The organism is Microbacterium sp. (assembly GCF_032084865.1).
Classification (GTDB): domain Bacteria; phylum Actinomycetota; class Actinomycetes; order Actinomycetales; family Microbacteriaceae; genus Microbacterium.
The window spans coordinates 1-18,571 of sequence record NZ_DAMDLU010000021.1 but is presented as its reverse complement, the minus strand read 5'-3'; the positions used below and the strand labels follow the sequence as shown (position 1 = coordinate 18,571).

18 protein-coding genes and 1 pseudogene are annotated in these 18,571 nt (G+C 67.9%); 16 read left to right on the top strand and 3 right to left on the bottom strand.

Annotation, left to right across the window (positions count from 1 at the left end):
• The first annotated feature begins 224 nt into the window (after positions 1-224).
• Entirely contained in the window at positions 225-431 is a 207-nt protein-coding gene (locus RT309_RS03990; protein WP_110555044.1) for a cold-shock protein, read from the top strand.
• A gap of 68 nt (positions 432-499) precedes the next feature.
• Here RT309_RS03990 and RT309_RS03985 read toward each other — a convergent pair whose 3' ends face one another.
• Genes RT309_RS03985 through RT309_RS03975 form a run of 3 tightly spaced genes read right to left on the bottom strand, consistent with a single transcriptional unit; the run spans position 500 to position 3,126 of the window.
• Entirely contained in the window at positions 500-1,168 is a 669-nt protein-coding gene (locus tag RT309_RS03985) for an HAD hydrolase-like protein (protein ID WP_313355538.1), read from the bottom strand.
• Between the two features lie 29 nt (positions 1,169-1,197).
• A complete protein-coding gene (gene nucS, locus RT309_RS03980) occupies positions 1,198-1,893 on the bottom strand; it encodes an endonuclease NucS (RefSeq protein WP_313355537.1) in 696 nt (231 codons plus the stop codon).
• Between the two features lie 9 nt (positions 1,894-1,902).
• Positions 1,903-3,126 carry an MFS transporter gene (locus tag RT309_RS03975; protein ID WP_313355535.1) on the bottom strand — a complete coding sequence of 408 codons (1,224 nt, stop codon included), beginning with the start codon at positions 3,124-3,126 and terminating at the stop codon, positions 1,903-1,905.
• Positions 3,127-3,194: 68 nt separating this feature from the next.
• On the opposite strand from RT309_RS03975, the gene RT309_RS03970 reads away from it, so the two are divergent.
• The 15 genes and pseudogenes from RT309_RS03970 (at position 3,195) to mnhG (ending at position 18,551) form a co-directional block, all read left to right on the top strand.
• Complete coding sequence (locus RT309_RS03970) at positions 3,195-4,268, top strand: LacI family DNA-binding transcriptional regulator (RefSeq protein ID WP_313355533.1); 1,074 nt, start codon at positions 3,195-3,197, stop codon at positions 4,266-4,268.
• Positions 4,269-4,371: 103 nt separating this feature from the next.
• Complete coding sequence (locus RT309_RS03965) at positions 4,372-5,541, top strand: ROK family protein (RefSeq protein WP_396654407.1); 1,170 nt, start codon at positions 4,372-4,374, stop codon at positions 5,539-5,541.
• Positions 5,538-5,891, top strand: a pseudogene (locus RT309_RS03960) (Gfo/Idh/MocA family protein); the annotation flags it as partial. The gene RT309_RS03965 and the pseudogene RT309_RS03960, both read left to right, overlap by 4 nt.
• 24 nt (positions 5,892-5,915) lie before the next feature.
• The gene (locus RT309_RS03955; protein ID WP_313355558.1) at positions 5,916-6,710 is read left to right on the top strand and encodes a Gfo/Idh/MocA family oxidoreductase; all 795 of its coding nucleotides are present in this window, start codon (positions 5,916-5,918) and stop codon (positions 6,708-6,710) included.
• A 45-nt stretch (positions 6,711-6,755) separates the two neighbouring features.
• Positions 6,756-8,054, top strand: a complete 1,299-nt coding sequence (locus tag RT309_RS03950; RefSeq protein ID WP_313355530.1) for a sugar ABC transporter substrate-binding protein — start codon at positions 6,756-6,758, stop codon at positions 8,052-8,054.
• A gap of 5 nt (positions 8,055-8,059) precedes the next feature.
• Complete coding sequence (locus RT309_RS03945) at positions 8,060-9,007, top strand: sugar ABC transporter permease (RefSeq protein ID WP_313355528.1); 948 nt, start codon at positions 8,060-8,062, stop codon at positions 9,005-9,007.
• On the top strand, positions 8,997-9,911 hold the full coding sequence (locus tag RT309_RS03940) for a carbohydrate ABC transporter permease (protein ID WP_313355526.1): 915 nt from the start codon (positions 8,997-8,999) through the stop codon (positions 9,909-9,911). The genes RT309_RS03945 and RT309_RS03940 overlap by 11 nt, the downstream gene beginning before the upstream one ends.
• A 10-nt stretch (positions 9,912-9,921) precedes the next feature.
• A complete protein-coding gene (locus RT309_RS03935) occupies positions 9,922-10,983 on the top strand; it encodes a Gfo/Idh/MocA family oxidoreductase (protein ID WP_313355525.1) in 1,062 nt (353 codons plus the stop codon).
• Positions 10,980-12,038, top strand: coding sequence for a Gfo/Idh/MocA family oxidoreductase (locus tag RT309_RS03930; protein WP_313355523.1), 1,059 nt, complete (start codon positions 10,980-10,982; stop codon positions 12,036-12,038). The genes RT309_RS03935 and RT309_RS03930 overlap by 4 nt, the downstream gene beginning before the upstream one ends.
• 179 nt (positions 12,039-12,217) lie before the next feature.
• Positions 12,218-15,136, top strand: a complete 2,919-nt coding sequence (locus tag RT309_RS03925; RefSeq protein WP_313355522.1) for a Na+/H+ antiporter subunit A — start codon at positions 12,218-12,220, stop codon at positions 15,134-15,136.
• Positions 15,136-15,771 carry a Na(+)/H(+) antiporter subunit C gene (locus RT309_RS03920; protein ID WP_313355520.1) on the top strand — a complete coding sequence of 212 codons (636 nt, stop codon included), beginning with the start codon at positions 15,136-15,138 and terminating at the stop codon, positions 15,769-15,771. Before RT309_RS03925 ends, RT309_RS03920 begins: the two co-directional genes overlap by 1 nt.
• Positions 15,768-17,321 (top strand): Na+/H+ antiporter subunit D, encoded by a 1,554-nt coding sequence (locus RT309_RS03915; RefSeq protein ID WP_313355518.1) that lies wholly within the window; start codon positions 15,768-15,770, stop codon positions 17,319-17,321. Before RT309_RS03920 ends, RT309_RS03915 begins: the two co-directional genes overlap by 4 nt.
• Positions 17,321-17,890, top strand: coding sequence for a Na+/H+ antiporter subunit E (locus RT309_RS03910; protein ID WP_313355516.1), 570 nt, complete (start codon positions 17,321-17,323; stop codon positions 17,888-17,890). Before RT309_RS03915 ends, RT309_RS03910 begins: the two co-directional genes overlap by 1 nt.
• Positions 17,887-18,156, top strand: coding sequence for a monovalent cation/H+ antiporter complex subunit F (locus RT309_RS03905; RefSeq protein WP_313355514.1), 270 nt, complete (start codon positions 17,887-17,889; stop codon positions 18,154-18,156). Before RT309_RS03910 ends, RT309_RS03905 begins: the two co-directional genes overlap by 4 nt.
• Before the next feature lie 2 nt (positions 18,157-18,158).
• Entirely contained in the window at positions 18,159-18,551 is a 393-nt protein-coding gene (gene mnhG, locus RT309_RS03900) for a monovalent cation/H(+) antiporter subunit G (protein WP_313355512.1), read from the top strand.
• Positions 18,552-18,571: the final 20 nt, after the last annotated feature.

Sequence of the window (18,571 nt, the reverse complement as noted above, 5' to 3'; positions counted from 1 at the left end):
CCATATGGGGGACAAATTTCTCGAAACTCGTGTATGCTGAATCCTGACGCACCCTCCGGTCGTCTTCGGCCCTCACCGCTCCCCCCGCGGTGGGGGCCATCCATTTTTCATGCAACATTTGGATCACCTTCCGCTTCGACCTATTGACGGAAGGGTCCCCTGGGATAGCGTTAGCGCAGTCGGGGCGTCCTGCGTCGACATGGCAATCAGCAGAACGGCAGTAGATGAGCACCCAGGGCACGGTCAAGTGGTTCAACTCGGAGAAGGGCTTCGGCTTCATCTCCCCCGATGACGGAGGCGCCGACGTGTTCGCGCACTACTCCGCGATCCAGTCCAACGGCTACCGCTCACTCGACGAGAACCAGCGCGTCGAGTTCGATGTGGCACAGGGCCCCAAGGGCCTTCAGGCCGAGAACATCCGCCCTCTCTGAGGCGGGTTCCGAACTCCCCGGTGCCGATCGGCGCCGGGGAGTTCTGCGTCTGCAGGGTGCTCGAGACCTCAGCCGAGCAGCAGGTCGTGCAGCTCGTCGGCATCGGCCACCCGCGCCGTCGCGCCGTCGGCCTCGCTCGGATGCCCGAAGCCCCAGTCCGAGAAGATGACCGGGATGCCGTGCTCGGCGGCGCCGTCGACATCGTGGTGACGGTCGCCGATCAGCACCGGGCGCGACACGTCGACCCCGGCGGAGCGCAGCCGGTCGAGCGCCTGGCCGACCACGAACGCCTTGCCGTCGTGGTTGCCGACGCTTCCGACCCTGGCACCGGAGACCGCGGTGAACAGCGGCGTCAGCTCATAGTGATCGAGGATCGCCCGCACCTGGTTCTCGGGCTTGGTGCTGGCCGTCGCCTGCGGGATGCCCGCGGCGTGAACCGCGCGCAGCACATCGGCGACGCCGGGGTAGAGGTCGACCGAGGCCGCGTAGCCGTCTGCCGCGGCGAGAGCGCGGTACCGCCGCACCGCCTCTTCGGCCTGTGCGGCGTCCATACCGGCGCGCAGCTCGAACGACTCGAGCATCGGCGGGCCGATCCACGACGACAGCGCCTCGACCTCGGGCTCGGGCAGACCGTACGACGCGAACACCTGCTGCAGGCGGGGGAGGATGCCGGCGGACGCGTCGGCGATGGTGCCGTCGACGTCCCAGAGGATGCAGGTGTAGGACGAAGCGGGCATGCATCCAGCCTACGGGGCGCAGAGGATGCTCAGAAAAGCCGGGGGATGCCCGACTCGATGCCCTTCATGCCCTCGTAGTCGAGCACGACACAGCGGATGCCGCGATCCTCGGCGAGCACGCGCGCCTGGGGCTTGATCTCCTGGGCGGCGAACACCCCGGTGACGGGCGCGAGGTGCGGGTCGCGGCCGAGCAGCTCGAGGTAACGGGTGAGCTGCTCCACGCCGTCGATGTCACCGCGCCGCTTCACCTCGACCGCGATGGCGGCGCCACGGGCATCCCGAACCATCAGGTCGACGGGACCGATCGCCGTCGGGTACTCGCGACGCACCAGCGTCGCACCCTCGCTGATGAGGTCGACCTGCTCGGCGAGCAGCCGCTGCAGGTCGGCCTCGACGCCGTCCTTCTGCAGGCCGGGATCGATGCCGAGGTCGTGCTGCGAATCGTGGATGATCTCGTAGATCTGCACGCGCAGCGCATCGCCGGTCTTCTTGTGGGTGACGCGCCACACCTCGATGACGCCGGCGCCGGCCTCCTCCTCACCGGGGATCTCGGGGGAGAGCGAGCACGGCGGGCTCATCCAGTTCAGCGGCTTGTAGCTGCCGCCGTCGGAGTGCACGAGCAGGCTGCCGTCGCCCTTGTGCACCAGCAGGCGCGTGGCGAGGGGCAGGTGGGCGTTGAGCCGCCCGGTGTAGTCGACCGAGCAGCGGGCGATGACGAGACGCACCCGTCGAGCCTACTTCGTCAGGGCGGGGTCGTCGGCGTGCAGCGGCTTCGCGGCCGACGAGAACAGTCCCGACATCACCACGAGCGCCACCAGGATGAACAGGGTGTTCAGCAGTCCGATGTGCTCGCTGATCAGACCGAGCACGGGCGGGCCGCCGAGGAAGGCGACATAGCCGATGGTCGCCGCCGCGCTCACCCGGGCTGCCGCCTTGGCCGGGTCGTCGGCTGCGGCGGACATGCCGAGCGGGAACCCGAGCGAGGCTCCGATCCCCCACAGCGCGGCTCCCAGCAGCACGAGCGGCAGGCTGGGCGCGAGGATGAAGAGCAGGATGCCGGATGCCGCGGTCGCGGCGAGAACGCGCAGCACGGCGACCCGACCGAAGCGGTCGACGAGCGGCCCGCCGCACAGGCGCACGGCGGTCATGCCCACCGAGAACACGGTGAGCGCGAGCGCACCCATGCTCACCTCTTCGCCGTGGCCCTCGACGACGCCGAGGGCGATCCAGTCGTTGGCGCCACCCTCGGCGAACGACATGCCGAGCATGACGATGCCGAGCGCGTAGGTGCGCGGCTCGCGCCACGCCTCGAGAGCGGTGTGCAGGCGTCGGCGCACCGACGGCTTCTCGTCGGGCGCGGGGTCGAGGGCCGCCTCGCGCACGGGCACCTGGAAGAAGCAGATGACGGCAGCGGTCAGGATGATCGCGCCGATGATGCCGGCATGCGTGGCGACGTTCATCGAGAGCAGGGCGGCTCCTGCGCCTGCGCCGGCGCCGATGACCGTGCCGAAGCTGAAGAAGGCGTGGAACACCGGCAGGATCGTCTTGCCCATCTGCTGCTCGATGGCGGTGGCCTCGACGTTCATCATCACGTCGACCGAGCCGTTGCCGAAGCCGAACAGCACCATGCCCAGCACGACGACGGGAACGGATCCGAACACGTCGGTGCCGACGCCGATGAGGATGACGCCCGAGCCGAAGAGCACCATGCCGATGAGCATGCCCAGGCGCGCGCCGGTGCGGGCCATCACGACCGGACCGGTCGAGATGCCGATGATCGACGAGATGCCCATACCGAGCAGCAGCAGGCCGATCTGCGCCTTGTCGATCTGCAGCGCGGCTGCGATGCTCGGCACCCGCGACGCCCAGGTCGCGATCGACAGGCCGCTGGTGAGGAAGATCGCGAAGATCGCGATGCGCCAGCGCACGAACTGCGAGCGGGTGAGGGCGGTATCCATCGGAACAGTGTATCGAAACGATTCGATACACGAGCGCTCCGGTGGGTGCTGCGAGCTATCCTCAGAGAATGGGCACCGGGATGCGACGAGCGACGATCGCCGACGTCGCGCGCGAGGCCGGGGTGTCGACATCGACGGCATCGGTCGTGTTCAGCGGCAAGGTGAACGTCGCAGACGCCACCCGCGCGAAGGTGCTCGCAGCGGCGGCGGCCCTCGGCTACACCGGGCCCGACCCTCGCGCCGCCTCGCTGCGCACCGGTCGGAGCGGCATCGTGGGTGTCGTGCTCGCCGGTGAGCTGCGGCACGCGTTCCTCGACCCGGTCACCACGGTGATGATGGACGGCCTGACCGACGCGCTGGCCTCGATCAGCACGGGCATCCTGCTGCTGCGCGACGACCCGCGCGACGACGAGCCGCCGGCCATCGCCGAGGCACCCGTCGACGCCGTCGTGCTGATCGGATGCTCGGCGCGGGCCGGCGAGCTGCTCGAAGTCGTGCGGCAGCGCGGCCTGCCCGTCGTGGTGATCGAGGGTGAGGCGGGTATCGAGGTGCCGCAGGTCACGCTCGACAATCGTGAGGCGAGCGCGACCATCTCCCGGCATGTATTCCAGCTCGGGCATAGACGAGTGGCGACCATCACGCTGCCGGTGGACTCGACGCGAGAGCGCGTGCCGCTCACTCCGGAGAGGGAGGCGATGGCCACCGTCTCGGTCACGCTCGACCGGCTGGCGGGCTTCCGCGATGTGTTCCCCGAGGCGGTAGCCGTCACGGCGGGGGGCAGCCTGGTCGACGAGGGCTACCTCGTCGCTCATATGCTGCTCGCCACGGACGACGGAGCGCTGCGCGACGACCGGCCGACCGCGATCGTCGCGCAGAGCGACCTGCTCGCCGTGGGCGCGATCCGCGCCGCCGAGGAGCTCGGTCTGCGGGTGCCCGACGACCTCACCGTCGTCGGTTTCGACGGGATCGCCGCCGACGGGCTCGGCTCGCTCGAGCTCACCACGATGGCGCAGCCGGCGCTCGAGAAGGGCCGCGCGGCGGGGGAGCAGGTCGCCCGGATGCTCCAAGGCGAGCCGGGCGACTCAGTGCACTTCGCGTGCGAGTTCCGCGCCGGGGAGACGGCCGGGCCGGCAGTCATCTGAGCCGTAACGTGCGACGGCAATCGCCGATGCCTTGTCTTCTAGTTACGCTATGTGGTTATATAACCTCGTAGCGTAACCCGAGACCTCGCGAAGGCAGGCCAGAATGCACCAACTGGGCCCGGCGGACATCCGTCGCAGCAATGCCCTCGCGTGTCTGTCCGCGCTGCGAGCCACGGAAGCCCCGGTCACGATCAGCGAGTTGGCATCGGTCACGGAGCTCTCGCGTCCGACCGTCGAGGCGGTCGTTGCGGGGTTCGAGCGGCGCGGAACGGTCGTCGCAGCAGCGGCGTCAGCCGGATCGAGTGCCGGGGGGCGGCCAGCACGACGCTACATCCTCGACGAGATGAGCGCTCTGGTCGCCGGCATCGACGCCGGGCCCAGGAACGTGCGCGTCCTGATCTCCGATCTCCGCGGGCGAGTCGTGAGCCGCGCCGACGCGACGGTGCGAGGGACACCCACTGCCGTAGAGCGTCTCGACGTCGTCACCGACACAGTGCGGCAGGCGCTGGCAGCGAGCGGCGCGGCCCCCGATCGGTTGCAGGCGAGCTGCACAGCGGTCTCGGGCATCATCGGCGATGACGGCCGACTGGTCGACAGCTTCGCCGTGCCGGAGTGGAACGGCACGCCCATCGCAAAGGAGGTGGCGCGACGCTTCGATTGCGAGTCCCTGATCGAGAACGACATCAAGCTCGCCGCCTACGCGGAGCATCACATGGGTGCGGCACGGGGCATCGAAGACATCCTCTTCATCCAGATCGGCAACCGGATCTCCCTCTCGCAGACGTTCGGCGGACAGATCTTCCAGGGAGCTCATCGCAGCGCCGGAGAGGTCGGAAGCCTCCGCGGTATGCGTTGGACGCGCACCTCGGTCAAGGGCAACCTCACGTGGCGCACCGGGCCGAGCGGCGAGCATGTACTCGCCGCGGCATCAGCGGGCGACGCGGAGGCGCTCGAGGAGGTGCGCGAATTCGTCACCGAGATCGCGCCCTTGCTCAGCACGGTCGCACTTGTGGTGGATCCCGCGCGGATCGTCATCGGCGGCGGATTATCGCGCGCAGGCGAACTCTTCGTCGACATGTTGCGCGACGAGATCCACCGGCTGATCGTCCTGCCGGCGCAGCCCGAGGTCCTGGCTTCGCCGCTCGGTTCAATAGGTTCGGCGGCGGGAGCGCTCGCCCTGGCCTTCCAGCGCGGCTCGCAGCGACTTTTCGGCATCCCCGATGTCCCAGTACCTGCGATCACCATGCCGGCGGACGGGCAGGCAGTGGCATGACGCTCCGAGTGGGGATCGTCGGCGTTGGCGCGCGAGCCGAGATCGGGCGATGGGTGGGGGATTCGGGCGTCGATGCTCGGCTGGTTGCCGCTGCGGATGTGCGTCCCGAGGCGGCTGGGCGGGTGCGTAGCCTGTTCGGCAGCGACGTCGCATTCGTCACGTCCCTCGACAGCCTTATGGCTCTCGGCGTCGACGCGGTGATCGTCACCACTCCAGACGACGCACACGCGGATGCCGCGGAGTCCCTGCTTCGCGCAGGAGTCGCGGTATACCTCGAGAAGCCCCTCGCCATCACTGTCGAGGACTGCGACCGCATCCTGCTGGCGGCGTACGAGTCCGGCAGCCGACTGTACGTCGGGCACAACATGCGCCACATGGATGTGGTCCGTCGTCTGCGCGAGATCGTCGCGAGCGGTGCGATCGGCGACGTCCGAGCCGTCTGGTGCCGGCATTTCGTCGGCAATGGCGGCGACTACTACTTCAAGGATTGGCATGCCGAGCGGGCCAGGGTCGGCAGCCTCCTTCTTCAGAAGGGCGCCCATGACATCGACGTCATCCACTGGATCGCCGGTGCGTACACCGAACGGGTTGTCGGCATGGGCGACCTCATGGTGTTTGACAAGGTGACCTCCCGACGTGACAACTCCGATCGGCTGCTGCGCGACTGGTTCAGCCACGACAACTGGCCGCCGGAGGACCAGATCGATCTCAATCCCACGATCGATGTCGAAGACATCTCGATGATCCAGATGCGGCTCTCAAACGGAGTGCTCGCCTCGTACCAGCAGTGTCACTTCACGCCGGACTACTGGCGGAACTACACCGTCATCGGCACTCGCGGGCGAGCGGAGAATTTCGGTGACGCGGAAGGCGGTGTCGTGCGTGTCTGGAACCGTCGGCACGATTACCAGGAACGGGGCGATCTCGAGTTTCCGATCGCCGGTGATGCGGCCGGCCATGGGGAAGCAGATCAGCTGACGATGGCCGAATTCCTGCGATTCGTCGCGGACGGCGGGTCAACCGAAACGTCTCCGGTCGCCGCGCGACAGGCCGTCGCGACGGGCATCACCGCCGCCGAGTCGCTGCGAGAGGGGTCGGTGCCGATAACCATCGCTCCGCTCCCTCCCGCACTCCAGCACTACTTCGACAACCACCAAGTCCCCGCCTGACGGCGGGCGGGCGCTGCCCGCGCCCACCGAACGAAAGAGAGAAACATGCGGTCCATGCGAAGCGGCATCGGCGTCGGCATCATCGTCGGTGCACTCATGCTCACCAGCTGCTCAAGCGGCGGAACGACAGGCGGAGGCGAGGTCGACACCTCGCTTGATCCCGCCGAAATCAGCGGCAAGCTGTCGTACGCCATCTGGGATGTCAACCAGCAGCCCGGTATGGAGGCGCTGATCGACGACTTCAATAAGACCTACCCGAACGTCAAGGTCAAGGTCGAGGTCACCGCGTATGCGCAGTACTTCACCAAGCTGCAGACCCAGGCGTCGTCCGGCACCCTTCCCGAGGTGTTCTGGATGAATGGCCCCAACTTCCAGCTCTTCGCCTCCAACGACATGCTCGCGCCGCTGTCCCCGCTCGTCGAGGCCGACATGCTTGACACCTCGAAGTACCCCGAGGCTCTGAACAGCATGTACAGCCTCGGCGACGAGCAGTACAGCGTGCCAAAGGACTTCGACACCATCGCGGTGTACTACAACCGCGAGATTCTCGAGCGCGCGGGACTCGAGGAGCCCACCTCCGACTGGACCTGGGACGACTACCGGGCCATGGCCAACCAGATCACCGACCGCCTCGGCTCGGAAGGCATTATCGGCACCGGCGAGAACTACGACAACCAGCCCATGCTCTACCCCGCGATCGTCAGCAACGGCGGGAGCATCATCAAGGACGGCAAGTCCGGCTACGACGACCCGAAGACCATCGAGGCGATCCAGTTCTGGCGCGACATGGTCGCCGACGGCGCCATGCTGACCCCGGCGCAGAACGCCGACACTACGGGCACCCAGCGTTTCCTCAACGGCCAGGCTGGCATGGTGTGGTCGGGCACATGGCAGGTCGCGCCGCTGCTTGACTCAGTTGTCAAGGACAAGATCGGCGTCGTCGAGTTGCCGCTTTCGCCCTCCGGAGACCGGCAGACCGTCATCCACGGCATCGGAAACTCGATGAGCGCGAAGGCAGCCTCCGACCCTGCGGCCCAGGCGTTCCTCGCCTACCTCGGGTCGGAGAAGGCGGCGCTCATTCAGGCCGAGATGGGCACCGCCAACCCGGCCTACGAGGAAACCCAGCAGGCATTCGTCGACTCGGCGCCGGATTACAACCTGGAGATCTTCCTCGAGGCGGCCGATCAGTACGCGCAGCCGTACCCGATCTCGAAGAACACGAGCGCGTGGAACAAGTTCGAGACCGAGCTGCTCCCCGAGGCATTCTCTGGCGACCGTCCTGTCGACGAGGTCGCCCAGGAGCTCGCGGAGAAGATGAACGAGGCTCTCGGCAAGGAGAAGTGAGTCGGATGAGCTCCGCACGGAACGGGGTGGGCGCGCGCACCGCTCCCACCCCGGCCGTCCCGGTCGCGAAGCGAATGCGCTCGACCGACGGCTACTGGCCCTTCGTCTTCGTCGCGCCGCTGTTCGCCGGCGTGATTCTCTTCTACCTGTGGCCGCTCGCCCAGTCCGCCTACTACAGCTTCACTGAGTGGGGCGTGTTCGGCGGGGCCACCTGGATCGGCATCGAGAACTATGTGCGACTGTTGAACGATTCGCAGACGATGCGGTCGATTCTCAATACGGTGATCTATACGGCGATCCTGCTGCTCGGAATCCCGATCGCCACAGTGCTCGCGAGTCTGCTGAACCGGCCAGGGCTGCGATTCGCAACCCTGTACCGAATCTGCTTCTTCCTGCCGTACGTGGCGATGCCCACCGCGATAGCCATGGTCTGGAAGATCATCTACAACCAGGACTACGGCATCATCAACGCGATGCTGTCCACCTTCGGCATCCGTGGCCCCGCATGGATCTCGACGGAGTGGTTCGCGCTGATCGCCGTGTCGGTACTGGGGCTGTGGATGTCGATCGGCTTCAACATGATCATTCTCGCCGCCGGCCTGAAGGGGATCCCCGCAGAGCTGTACGAGGCCTCGTCTCTCGACGGCGCCTCGCCGACGCGGCAGTTCTTCTCCGTGACCGTACCGTTGCTGACGCCGTCGATCTTCTTCCTGACGGTCATGCAGCTCATCAACGGCTTCCAGCTGTTCGACCTGCTGTACGCGCTACTCGGTCCGACCAACCCGGTCATGCCCAAGACGCAGTCGCTGGTGTTCCGCTTCTACGATGCGGCCTTCCTCGCCAACGACAAGGGCTACGCCTCGGCGGTGGCGATGGTCATCCTCGTCATCATCGCTGCGGTGACCTTGCTGCAGTTCCGGATGCAGAGGAAGTGGGTGCACTATGTCGATTGACACGACCAACGCGACAGGTCCGGCTACCGAGGCCATGGTGACCGTCGGACGACGCTCCGGCGGGCGCCCTCGGGTGACGCGCGGCGGTCGCACGGGCAGCCACAAGATAGCGCACATCGTGCTCGCCCTCGCATCGCTGCTGATGATCTTCCCCTTCCTGTGGCAGGTGAAGCTGTCACTGTCGACCGAGGCCGAGATCATGGCGATCCCGCCGAACTTCTGGCCTTCATCGGCTGAGTGGCAGAACTACGCCGAGGTGTTCCAGCGGCTTCCGTTCCTCAGCCAGTTCTGGGTCTCGGTGGGCGTCACCGCCCTGCGCACGCTCGGCCAGGTCTTGCTGTGCTCGATGGCCGGCTACGCGTTCGCGCGCTTGCAGTTTCGTTTCAAGGGAGTGCTGCTGGCGCTCATCCTGTCGATCCTGATGGTGCCGGCACAGGTCTACCTCATCCCGCAGTACCAGATCATTCAGGGATTCGGGCTGCTCGACACCGTGCTCGGCATCGCCCTGCCCGGACTGTTCAGCGCATTCGGTACGTTCCTCATGGTGCAGTTCTTCCGCACCATGCCTGCGGAGCTCGAGCAGGCCGCCCGTCTGGATGGGTGCAACAGCTGGCAGGTGTTCTGGCGGGTGATGCTTCCGCTCGCCAAGCCCGGGCTGATCTCCCTCGCCATCATCACGATCCTCGCGTCTTGGAACGATCTGCTATGGCCACTGGTGGTCGCCAGCACGCCCGAGTCCATGCCGTTGTCGGTCGGACTCGCAACCCTGCAGGGGTATCGCTCCAGCATCCACACCGGAGTGCTGATGGCCGCCTCGCTGCTGGCCATGGCGCCCGTTCTCATCTCGTTCATCATCCTGCAGCGCCGGGTCGTCGAGGGCATCGCCTTCTCCGGGCTGAAATAGAAGGGAACCCATGACTCACTCAGCAGAGCCCGAACCGCTCGTCGTCGGGCTGGTCGGTGCCGGCGGGATCTCGCAGGTGCACGCCGCGGCCTGGAAGCAGCTGGGCGCGCATGTGCTCGTTCACTCGCTGGCGGGCGCCGAGGCCCTGGCCGCCCGTCATGGCCTCGAGGTGGTCGGCTCGCTCGACGAACTTCTCGAGCGGGCCGAGATAGTCGACATCGTCACGCCGACGCACACGCACGAGGAGGTCGCTCTCGCCGCCATCGCAGTCGGGCGCAACATCGTCTGCGAGAAGCCGCTGACCCTCTCGGCCGAGGCGACGCGCCGCGTGCACGCCGCTGCGCAGGCGGCGGGAGTGCAGATCTACCCCGCGCACGTCGTGCGATACATGGCGCCGTACGTGCGAGCCAAGGTCGCCGTGGATGCCGGGCGGATCGGCACCGTCGCGGTGGCGCGCTTCTTCCGCGAGGGCTCGTCGCCCGCCGACGGAACCTGGTTCCAGAACGAGGCGGAATCCGGCGGCGTGATCATGGACCTGATGTTGCACGACCTCGACCAGGCGCGGTGGATATGCGGCGAGGTCGAGTCGGTGTACGCGGTGCAGAACCCGCCGAGCGTCGATGGGATCAGCCCGCCGTTCGTCTCGGCGCACGTCTCGCTAACGCACGCCGGGGGCGCCATCTCGCACATGAACGCCACATGGGGAGCACTCGGCACGGTCTTCAAGACCGGCTTCTCGCTCGCGGGAGACCGCGGAGTGCTCGAGTACTCCTCGCTGCAGAACACCGGGCTCGTGCTCGAGGCTCAGGGACAGGACGAGGGCGATCTGACCATTCCCGAAGCGGCGGTGCGGGAGAGCCCGTACCTGACCGAGCTGCGGGACTTCGCCGAATCGTTCCGCACCGGCCGCCCGGCTCGGGTGAACGCCGAGGACGGCGCGATGGCTGTGTATCTCGCTCAGGCCGCGCAGCAGTCGCTGCGCACCGGGGCGGTGGTGACCATGTCGGAGTTCGCGGAACAGCGAGTCTCCGACCCCGACAGCGCCCACCAAGCGCAGGAGGAGACAGCATGAACACGGACCGCCCACTGCGCATCGCGATCGCGTCCTTCGCGCACCTGCATGCCACGTCCTACATCGCGGCTCTGAAGTCCACTCCGGGAATAGAGCTGCTCGCCAGTGACCCAGGCGGGGCCGAGGCTCCGGACGAGCAGCCGCGCGGCGCTGCTCTGGCGGCCGAAATGGACGTCGACTATGTCGATGATTACGACGCGCTCTTCTCCTGGAGACCGGATGCGGTGATCGTGACGAGTGAGAACGCCGGACACCGCGCTCTCGTCGAGCGGGCAGCGGCAGCAGGAGCGCACGTGCTGTGCGAGAAGCCGCTCGCCACGGAAGTCGACGACGCGCGCGCCATGGTCGAAGCCTGCGAGCGAGCCGGGGTCATTCTCATGGTCGCCTTCCCTGTCCGCTTCGCGCCGCAGTTCACCGCGATGCGTGCGCACGTCGAGGGAGGCAGCATCGGCGACCCGTTCGCGATCGTCGGCACCAACAACGGCAAGATCCCGATCGACGCCCGCCGCTGGTTCACGGATCCGGATCTCTCGGGCGGAGGTGCGCTCGTCGACCATGTCGTGCACTGTGCTGATCTCATCGACGCGCTCACCGGCGGGGAGCCCGCGGTCACCGTGTACGCGGCGGCGAACCGCATCCTGCACGCTGATAAGAAGGTTCGGGTCGAGACAGGTGGACTCGTGACCATCACCTACCGCAGCGGCCTCATCGCGACGATCGACTGCTCGTGGAGCCAGCCCGACTCCGCCCCCACCTGGGGCGGGCTCACCTTGAAGGTCACGGGCTCCGCGGGCTCTGTCGAGATCGCCCCGTTCGCCGAGCGTGTCGACGGGCAGGGAGCAGACGGCCCCATTCACCTCGGCTACGCGACCGACACGGATGCGGCCCTGCTTCAGGAGTTCCTCGGCGCTGTGCGGACAACGGGAAGGCCCAGCGCCGGTGCGGCCCCGTCCGTTCGTCCGCAGCCGGACGGTGACGTCGGCCTTCGCACGGTGCAGATTGTGGATGCTGCGCGGCGGTCCGCACTGAGCGGAACGCCCGTCGCTGTCGGATAGCTGTGCGGAGGTAGTGGCGGGGCACACGGACAGTTCGTGCGAAGCCATGTGGGTGCCCGCTCGGGCACCCACATTTCGGAATGTGCGGCTGAGCAACCGAAGGGGCGAAACGCGCCCGTAGAATAGAGTCACATCGCCCGCCTGCGCCGGAAGGCCTCGACGAGCTTGAGGAGCCGCTTATGCTGTTGCTCCTCGCCGTGTTCCTGGCCGGGTCTGTCATCCTTCCCGTTCTGGTGCGCTGGCTCGGAGCACAGGCGTTCATGTTCGGGGCGCTCATCCCCGCTGCGGCCTTCGTGCACGCCCTCGTGCAGACGCCGCAGGTGCTGAACGGTCAGGACGTCCCCTTCGAGCTGTACCGATGGATACCGCGGCTCGGACTGGACCTGTCGATGCACATGGACGTGCTCGGCTGGGTGCTCACGTTGATCGTCACCGGGGTCGGGGCGCTCGTGCTGCTGTACTGCCGCTGGTACTTCTACGACGACGGGCGCGAGGTCGGCCAGTTCGCCGGCGTCCTGCTCGGGTTCGCCGGCGCGATGTACGGGCTGGTGCTCACCGATGATCTGGTGATGCTCGTGATGTTCTGGGAGCTCACCAGCATCCTGTCGTACCTGCTCATCGGCCACTACCGCCGCCGCGCGGCCAGTCGACGAGCCGCCCTCCAGGCCCTGCTGGTGACCACACTCGGCGGGCTGGTCATGTTCATCGGGGTGATCCTTCTCGTCGTCGACGCCGGCACGGCGAGCATCCGGGAGCTGCTTTCTCTCGCCCCGACCGGACCTGTCGTCGACGCCGCGATCGTGATGCTGCTCATCGGCGCGATCTCGAAGTCGGCGCTGTTCCCTTTCCACTTCTGGCTGCCCGGCGCCATGGCCGCACCCACGCCGGTCAGCGCGTATCTGCACGCCGCGGCGATGGTGAAGGCCGGCATCTACCTCATCGCGCGCTTCGCGCCGATCTTCGCCCTGTCGGCTCCGTGGCGCCCGATCGTCATCACGCTCGGCGTGTTCACGATGCTGGTCGGCGGCATCCAGGCGCTGCGCGAGACCGACCTCAAGCGCATCCTCGCCTTCGGAACCGTCAGCCAGCTCGGCTTCTTCTCGGTCGTGGTCGGCTACGGCACGCCCGCCGCGGCACTGGCGGGCCTCGCTCTCGTCATCGGGCACGCGCTGTTCAAGTCTGCGCTGTTCCTCATCGTCGGTGTGATCGACCGCCAGCTCTCGACGCGCGACATCGACGAGCTCTCGGGCGTCGGGCGCCAGGCACCGGTGATGGCGACGGCCGCGTTCATCTCGGTGGCCTCGATGATGGGCGTCGCCCCGACGATCGGGTACGTCGCCAAGGAGTCCACCCTCACCGCCCTGCTCGATGACGCCCTGCGCGGCTCGGCGTGGGGGTGGGTGGCCCTGGTCGGCGTGACCGTCGGTGCGATCCTCACCGTCGCCTACGGCTGCCGGTTCCTCTGGGGTGCGTTCTGGCGCAAGAAGGATGCCGACGGTGCCTTCATGCCCGATACGGCATGGCCCGATCCGCCGGTGGGCTTCCTGTCGGCTCCGATCGTGCTGGCCGGTCTCACGGTCGCCGCCGGCATCGGGGCGCCCGCCGTCGACGTGGCCCTGCAGGGCTACGCGAAGACGCTGGGCTCCGAGGAGCCCGGGCATCTGGCCCTCTGGCACGGACTCGAACCCGCGCTGCTGCTGTCCGTGGGCGCGATCGCCCTGGGCATCGGGGCGTTCGCGCTCAGTATCCGGACCCGATGGGATCGTCGTCGCCGCCTGCTGCGCTTCACCGCCGCCGACGCGTACTACCTCGTCATGCGCGGCGTCGACCGCCTCTCGGTGCTGACCACGAGCGTCACGCAGCGCGGTTCGCTGCCGCTGTACGTCGGCACGATCTTCGTCGTGCTGCTCGCCGCAGAGGCCACCGCGCTCGTCGCCGCGATGCCCGATCGACTCGCCCTCTCGGCGTGGCACACGCCGGTGCAGATCGTCGTGGCGCCGGTGATGGCCATCGCGGGCATCGTCGCCGTGCGCGCACGCAAGCGCTACACGGGAGTGGTGCTCGTCTCGGTGACGGGGCTCGGCATGGTCGTGCTGTTCGCGACCAGCGGGGCTCCCGACCTCGCGCTCACGCAGATCCTCGTCGAGACCGTGACCATGGTCACCTTCGCCCTGGTGCTGCGCCGGCTGCCCTCGCGGATGGGCGAGCACAACGCGTCGGTGGGGCGGATCCCGCGTGCCGTGCTGGCTGTCGGTGTCGGCGTGGTGATGGCCTTCCTCGCCATCGTCGCCACCCAGGCGCGCATGTTCGACCCGATCTCGATCGACTTCCCGCAGCTCGCCTACGAGCTGGGGCACGGCAAGAACGTCGTCAACGTCGCGCTCGTCGACCTGCGCGGATGGGACACGATGGGCGAGCTGAGCGTGCTCGTGCTGGCCGCGACCGGGGTGGCGTCCCTCGTCTTCGTCACCCACCGCGCCGACCTGCTCTCGGCCACGCGCGACCTGCCCGAGACGACCCGCCGCTCGACGGCGCGCCGGCCGATGGTCGAGACCGACGAGGGCCTGCGATTCCAGACCGCCGAGAACCGCGGCGCACCGCGCGCATGGCTGGTCAGCGGTCAGCAGATGAAGGCCGAGAACCGTTCGATCCTGCTCGAGGTGATCGTGCGGGTGCTGTTCCACACGATCATCCTCGTGTCGATCTACCTGCTGTTCGCCGGCCACAACCTGCCCGGCGGCGGCTTCGCCGGGGGACTGGTCGCGGGGATGGCGCTCGTGATGCGCTACATCGCCGGCGGGCGGTGGGAGCTGGGAGCGGCCGCCCCCACCGACGCCGGACGCCTGCTCGGCGGAGGGCTGATCCTCGCCGTGGGTGCGGCGCTGCTGCCGCTGTTCTTCGGCCTGGCGCCGCTGCAGAGCGCGGTGTGGGAGGCCGAGGTGCCGCTGCTCGGTCACATCGAGTTCGTCAGCTCGACGGTCTTCGACATCGGCGTGTACCTCGTCGTCATCGGGCTCGTGCTCGACGTGCTGCGCAGCCTCGGCGCCGAGGTCGACCGGCAGGCCCTCGAGACGCGCAGCAGGGGGGCGGTCATCTGATGGACGTCTCCCTCACCCTCATCGTGATCATGGCCGTGCTGTTCGCCGCCGGCGTCTACGCGATGATGGAGCGCAGCCTCACCCGCGTGCTCATCGGCTTCCTGCTGCTCGGCAACGCCACGAACCTGCTGCTGCTGATCGTGATGGGCGTGCCGGGCGCCGCGCCGTTCTATGACGAGACGGGGGCTGTCAGCGACCCGCTGCCGCAGGCGCTGACGCTGACCGCGATCGTCATCACGTTCGCCGTCTCGGCGTTCCTGCTCGCCCTCATCTACCGCTCGTGGCAGCTCGGGCAGGCAGACACCGTCGAGGACGACCCGGGCGACATCGCCGTGCGCGAGCGCACGGATGCCGAGGAGGACCTCTTCGACGACGAGTCCACTCCCGAGGACGAGGAGGCGACCACAGACTTCGTCGGCGTCTCCACCGCTCCCATCACCGTGCTGAACATGCGCGACCACGCCGCCATCGTCGACGACGCACCGGTGGATGTTCCGGATGCCCGGGACTCCGGCCCTTCGGCAGGCTCAGGGGCCCAGGGCGGCGCGGCGGGCCGTGGTGGCGCGGAGGCCCAGGGTGGCTCGGGCGGCCCGGGTGGCTCAGGGGCCCAGGACGAGAGCGGGGACCGCCGATGAGCGCACTCGTCCCCCTCATCGTGATGCTGCCGCTGCTCGGCGCGGCTCTCACGCTGATCTTTGGTCGCAATCCCCGGCTGCAGGTCGTCGTCACCACGGTCACTCTCGTGGCGGTCTCGATCATCGCGGCGGTGCTGCTGCTGGCGGTGGATGCCTCGGATCAGCCGTTCGCCGTCTCCGTCGGCGGCTGGCCGGTGCCGTTCGGCATCATCCTCTACGTCGACCGTCTGGCGGCGCTGCTCGTGCTGATCTCGAGCATCGTGCTGCTCGCGGTGCTGCTCTTCTCGATCGGTCAGGGCGCCGCCGACGGCGCCGAGGAGACGCCGATCTCGATCTTCAACCCCACCTACCTCATCCTCGCGGCCGGCATCTTCGACGCGTTCATCGCGGGTGATCTGTTCAACCTCTACGTCGGATTCGAGATCCTGCTCGTCGCGTCGTACGTGCTGATCACCTTGGGCAGCACCGAGTCGCGCATCCGCACGGGCGCGGTGTACATCGTCGTCTCGCTCGTGTCGTCGATCCTCTTCCTCGCCGCGATCGCGCTGATCTACGGCGCCGTCGGCACGGTGAACATGGCTCAGGTCGCCGAGCGCGTGGCCCAGCTGCCGCAGGAGACCCAGCTCGTGCTGCACCTCATCCTGCTCATCGCGTTCGGCATCAAGGCCGCCATCTTCCCGGTGTCGTTCTGGCTGCCCGACTCGTATCCGACCGCGCCGGCACCCGTGACCGCGGTGTTCGCGGGCCTGCTCACCAAGGTCGGCGTGTACGCGCTGATCCGCACCGAGACCCAGCTGTTCGCGAGCAACGACGTCAACACCCTGCTGCTGATCGTCGCGCTAGCCACCATGGTGATCGGGGTGCTCGGCGCCGTGGCGCAGGCCGAGCTGAAGCGGATCCTGTCGTTCACGCTGGTCAGTCACGTCGGGTACATGATCTTCGGCCTGGCGATCGCGACGGAGGCTGCGATCGGCGCCACCGTGTACTACATCGTGCACCACATCGTCGTGCAGACCACCCTGTTCCTCGCCGTCGGGCTCATCGAGCGCAAGGCGGGCAGCACGTCGATCCTGCGGGTGAGCGGACTGATGAAGGCCGCGCCGGTGCTGGCGGTGCTGTACTTCGTGCCCGCCATCAACCTCGGCGGTCTGCCGCCGTTCTCGGGCTTCATCGGCAAGGTCGCGCTCTTCGAGGCCGCGGCAGCGGTGGGCACGCCGCTGATGATCGTGCTGATCTTCGGCGGCATCCTGACCTCGCTGCTCACCCTCTACGCGCTCATGCGCGCGTGGAACCTCGCATTCTGGCGTGAGGACGACGGCGGCGCCGAGAACGACGCCCGCATCGAGTACCTGGGCAACGCGCCGGCGGCCGACGAGCAGGGCGAGACGCGTGAGATCCCCGCGATCATGACGTATGCCACAGCAGGCATGGTGGTGGTCACGATCGCGCTGACCGTCTTCGCCGGTCCGCTGTACGCGATCTGCGACCGCATCGGAGCCGGGCTGCTGCAGCCGGTCACGCTCGAGCTGATCGACGAGGGGGCGAGCTGATGAACACCGATTCCCGGCGCCGCATCGTTCGCGACATCCTGCTTCAACTGCCGTTCATGATCTGGCTGGTGGTGCTCTGGATGCTGCTGTGGCAGCAGCTCACGCCGCTGGCTGTCGTCACCGGCATCCTGGTCGCGATCTTCGTGACCCGGGTCTTCCGCCTGCCGACGGTCGAGCTGGTCGGTCGGGTGAACATCGGGCACTCACTGGTGTTCATCGCCCTCTTCCTCGGCGCGGTGGTGATGGGCGCCATCAGCGTGACCGTCCAGGTGTTCGACCTCCGGCGCCAGCCGGGGGCGGCGATCATCGCGATCCCGCTGCGGTATGCCGACGACATCCTCACCACGCACGTCGCCGTGACGGCCTCGCTCATCCCCGGGTCGCTGGTCGTCGAGAGCGACCGCGACCGACGCATCCTGTACCTGCACGTGATCGGCGTGCGCACCCGCGACGACGTAGACCGGTTCCGCGACGGGGTGCTGCGCTGGGAGCGCCGCATCGTGCGCGCCGTCGGCACGCCCGAGCAGTACCGGGAGCTCAAGGCCGACGTGAAGAGAGGCACAGGATGAACCCGCTGCTCATCGCCATCCTCGTCGTCTTCGGCGTCGCGGCGATCATGGCCGTGATCCGGATCGTGCGGGGGCCGTCGATCCTCGACCGCACGGTGGCATCGGACGTGCTGCTCACCGAGGTGATGTGCGTGCTCGGTGCCGACATGGCGATCAACGGGCACACGCGCAACATCCCCGTGATGCTCATCATCGCCGCCGTCGGCGTCTTCGCATCCATCTCCGTCGCCCGCTACGTCGCCCGAAGGGACAACACGACACCATGACCGTGACATCGTTCCTCCAGATCGCCCTGCCGGCGCCGGTGGCTGAGACGATCGCGCTGATCCTCGTGCTGCTGGGTGCCATCCTCTGCCTGTCGGCCTCGGTCGGTCTGCTGCACTTCCGCGACGTGCCCAGTCGTCTGCACGCGGGAACCAAGCCGCAGGTGCTCGGTCTCGTGCTGATCTGCCTGGCCGTCGCGGTGGCGCAGCGCACGATCGGCGGCATGCTGCTGGGCCTGGTGATCGTCATCCCAGTGATCCTGCTGCAGTTCGCGACCGCGCCGCTGTCGGCCCACATGGTGGGCCGTCAGGCGTACCGCAACGGCACGATCCAGGCCCACACCCTCGTCGTCGACGAGTACGCCGAGTCGAAGCAGACCCCGCCCGCCGCCGGCTGACTCCGCCCGCGGCGGACCCG

What these genes read in the sequence shown, in the direction of transcription:
- RT309_RS03990 (WP_110555044.1), top strand. Translation starts at nt 225, where the DNA reads ATGAGCACCCAGGGCACGGTCAAGTGGTTCAACTCGGAGAAGGGCTTC.
- RT309_RS03985 (WP_313355538.1), bottom strand. Translation starts at nt 1,168, where the DNA reads ATGCCCGCTTCGTCCTACACCTGCATCCTCTGGGACGTCGACGGCACC.
- RT309_RS03975 (WP_313355535.1), bottom strand. Translation starts at nt 3,126, where the DNA reads ATGGATACCGCCCTCACCCGCTCGCAGTTCGTGCGCTGGCGCATCGCG.
- RT309_RS03970 (WP_313355533.1), top strand. Translation starts at nt 3,195, where the DNA reads ATGGGCACCGGGATGCGACGAGCGACGATCGCCGACGTCGCGCGCGAG.
- RT309_RS03965 (WP_396654407.1), top strand. Translation starts at nt 4,372, where the DNA reads ATGCACCAACTGGGCCCGGCGGACATCCGTCGCAGCAATGCCCTCGCG.
- RT309_RS03955 (WP_313355558.1), top strand. Translation starts at nt 5,916, where the DNA reads ATGGATGTGGTCCGTCGTCTGCGCGAGATCGTCGCGAGCGGTGCGATC.
- RT309_RS03950 (WP_313355530.1), top strand. Translation starts at nt 6,756, where the DNA reads ATGCGGTCCATGCGAAGCGGCATCGGCGTCGGCATCATCGTCGGTGCA.
- RT309_RS03945 (WP_313355528.1), top strand. Translation starts at nt 8,060, where the DNA reads ATGAGCTCCGCACGGAACGGGGTGGGCGCGCGCACCGCTCCCACCCCG.
- RT309_RS03940 (WP_313355526.1), top strand. Translation starts at nt 8,997, where the DNA reads ATGTCGATTGACACGACCAACGCGACAGGTCCGGCTACCGAGGCCATG.
- RT309_RS03935 (WP_313355525.1), top strand. Translation starts at nt 9,922, where the DNA reads ATGACTCACTCAGCAGAGCCCGAACCGCTCGTCGTCGGGCTGGTCGGT.
- RT309_RS03930 (WP_313355523.1), top strand. Translation starts at nt 10,980, where the DNA reads ATGAACACGGACCGCCCACTGCGCATCGCGATCGCGTCCTTCGCGCAC.
- RT309_RS03925 (WP_313355522.1), top strand. Translation starts at nt 12,218, where the DNA reads ATGCTGTTGCTCCTCGCCGTGTTCCTGGCCGGGTCTGTCATCCTTCCC.
- RT309_RS03920 (WP_313355520.1), top strand. Translation starts at nt 15,136, where the DNA reads ATGGACGTCTCCCTCACCCTCATCGTGATCATGGCCGTGCTGTTCGCC.
- RT309_RS03915 (WP_313355518.1), top strand. Translation starts at nt 15,768, where the DNA reads ATGAGCGCACTCGTCCCCCTCATCGTGATGCTGCCGCTGCTCGGCGCG.
- RT309_RS03910 (WP_313355516.1), top strand. Translation starts at nt 17,321, where the DNA reads ATGAACACCGATTCCCGGCGCCGCATCGTTCGCGACATCCTGCTTCAA.
- RT309_RS03905 (WP_313355514.1), top strand. Translation starts at nt 17,887, where the DNA reads ATGAACCCGCTGCTCATCGCCATCCTCGTCGTCTTCGGCGTCGCGGCG.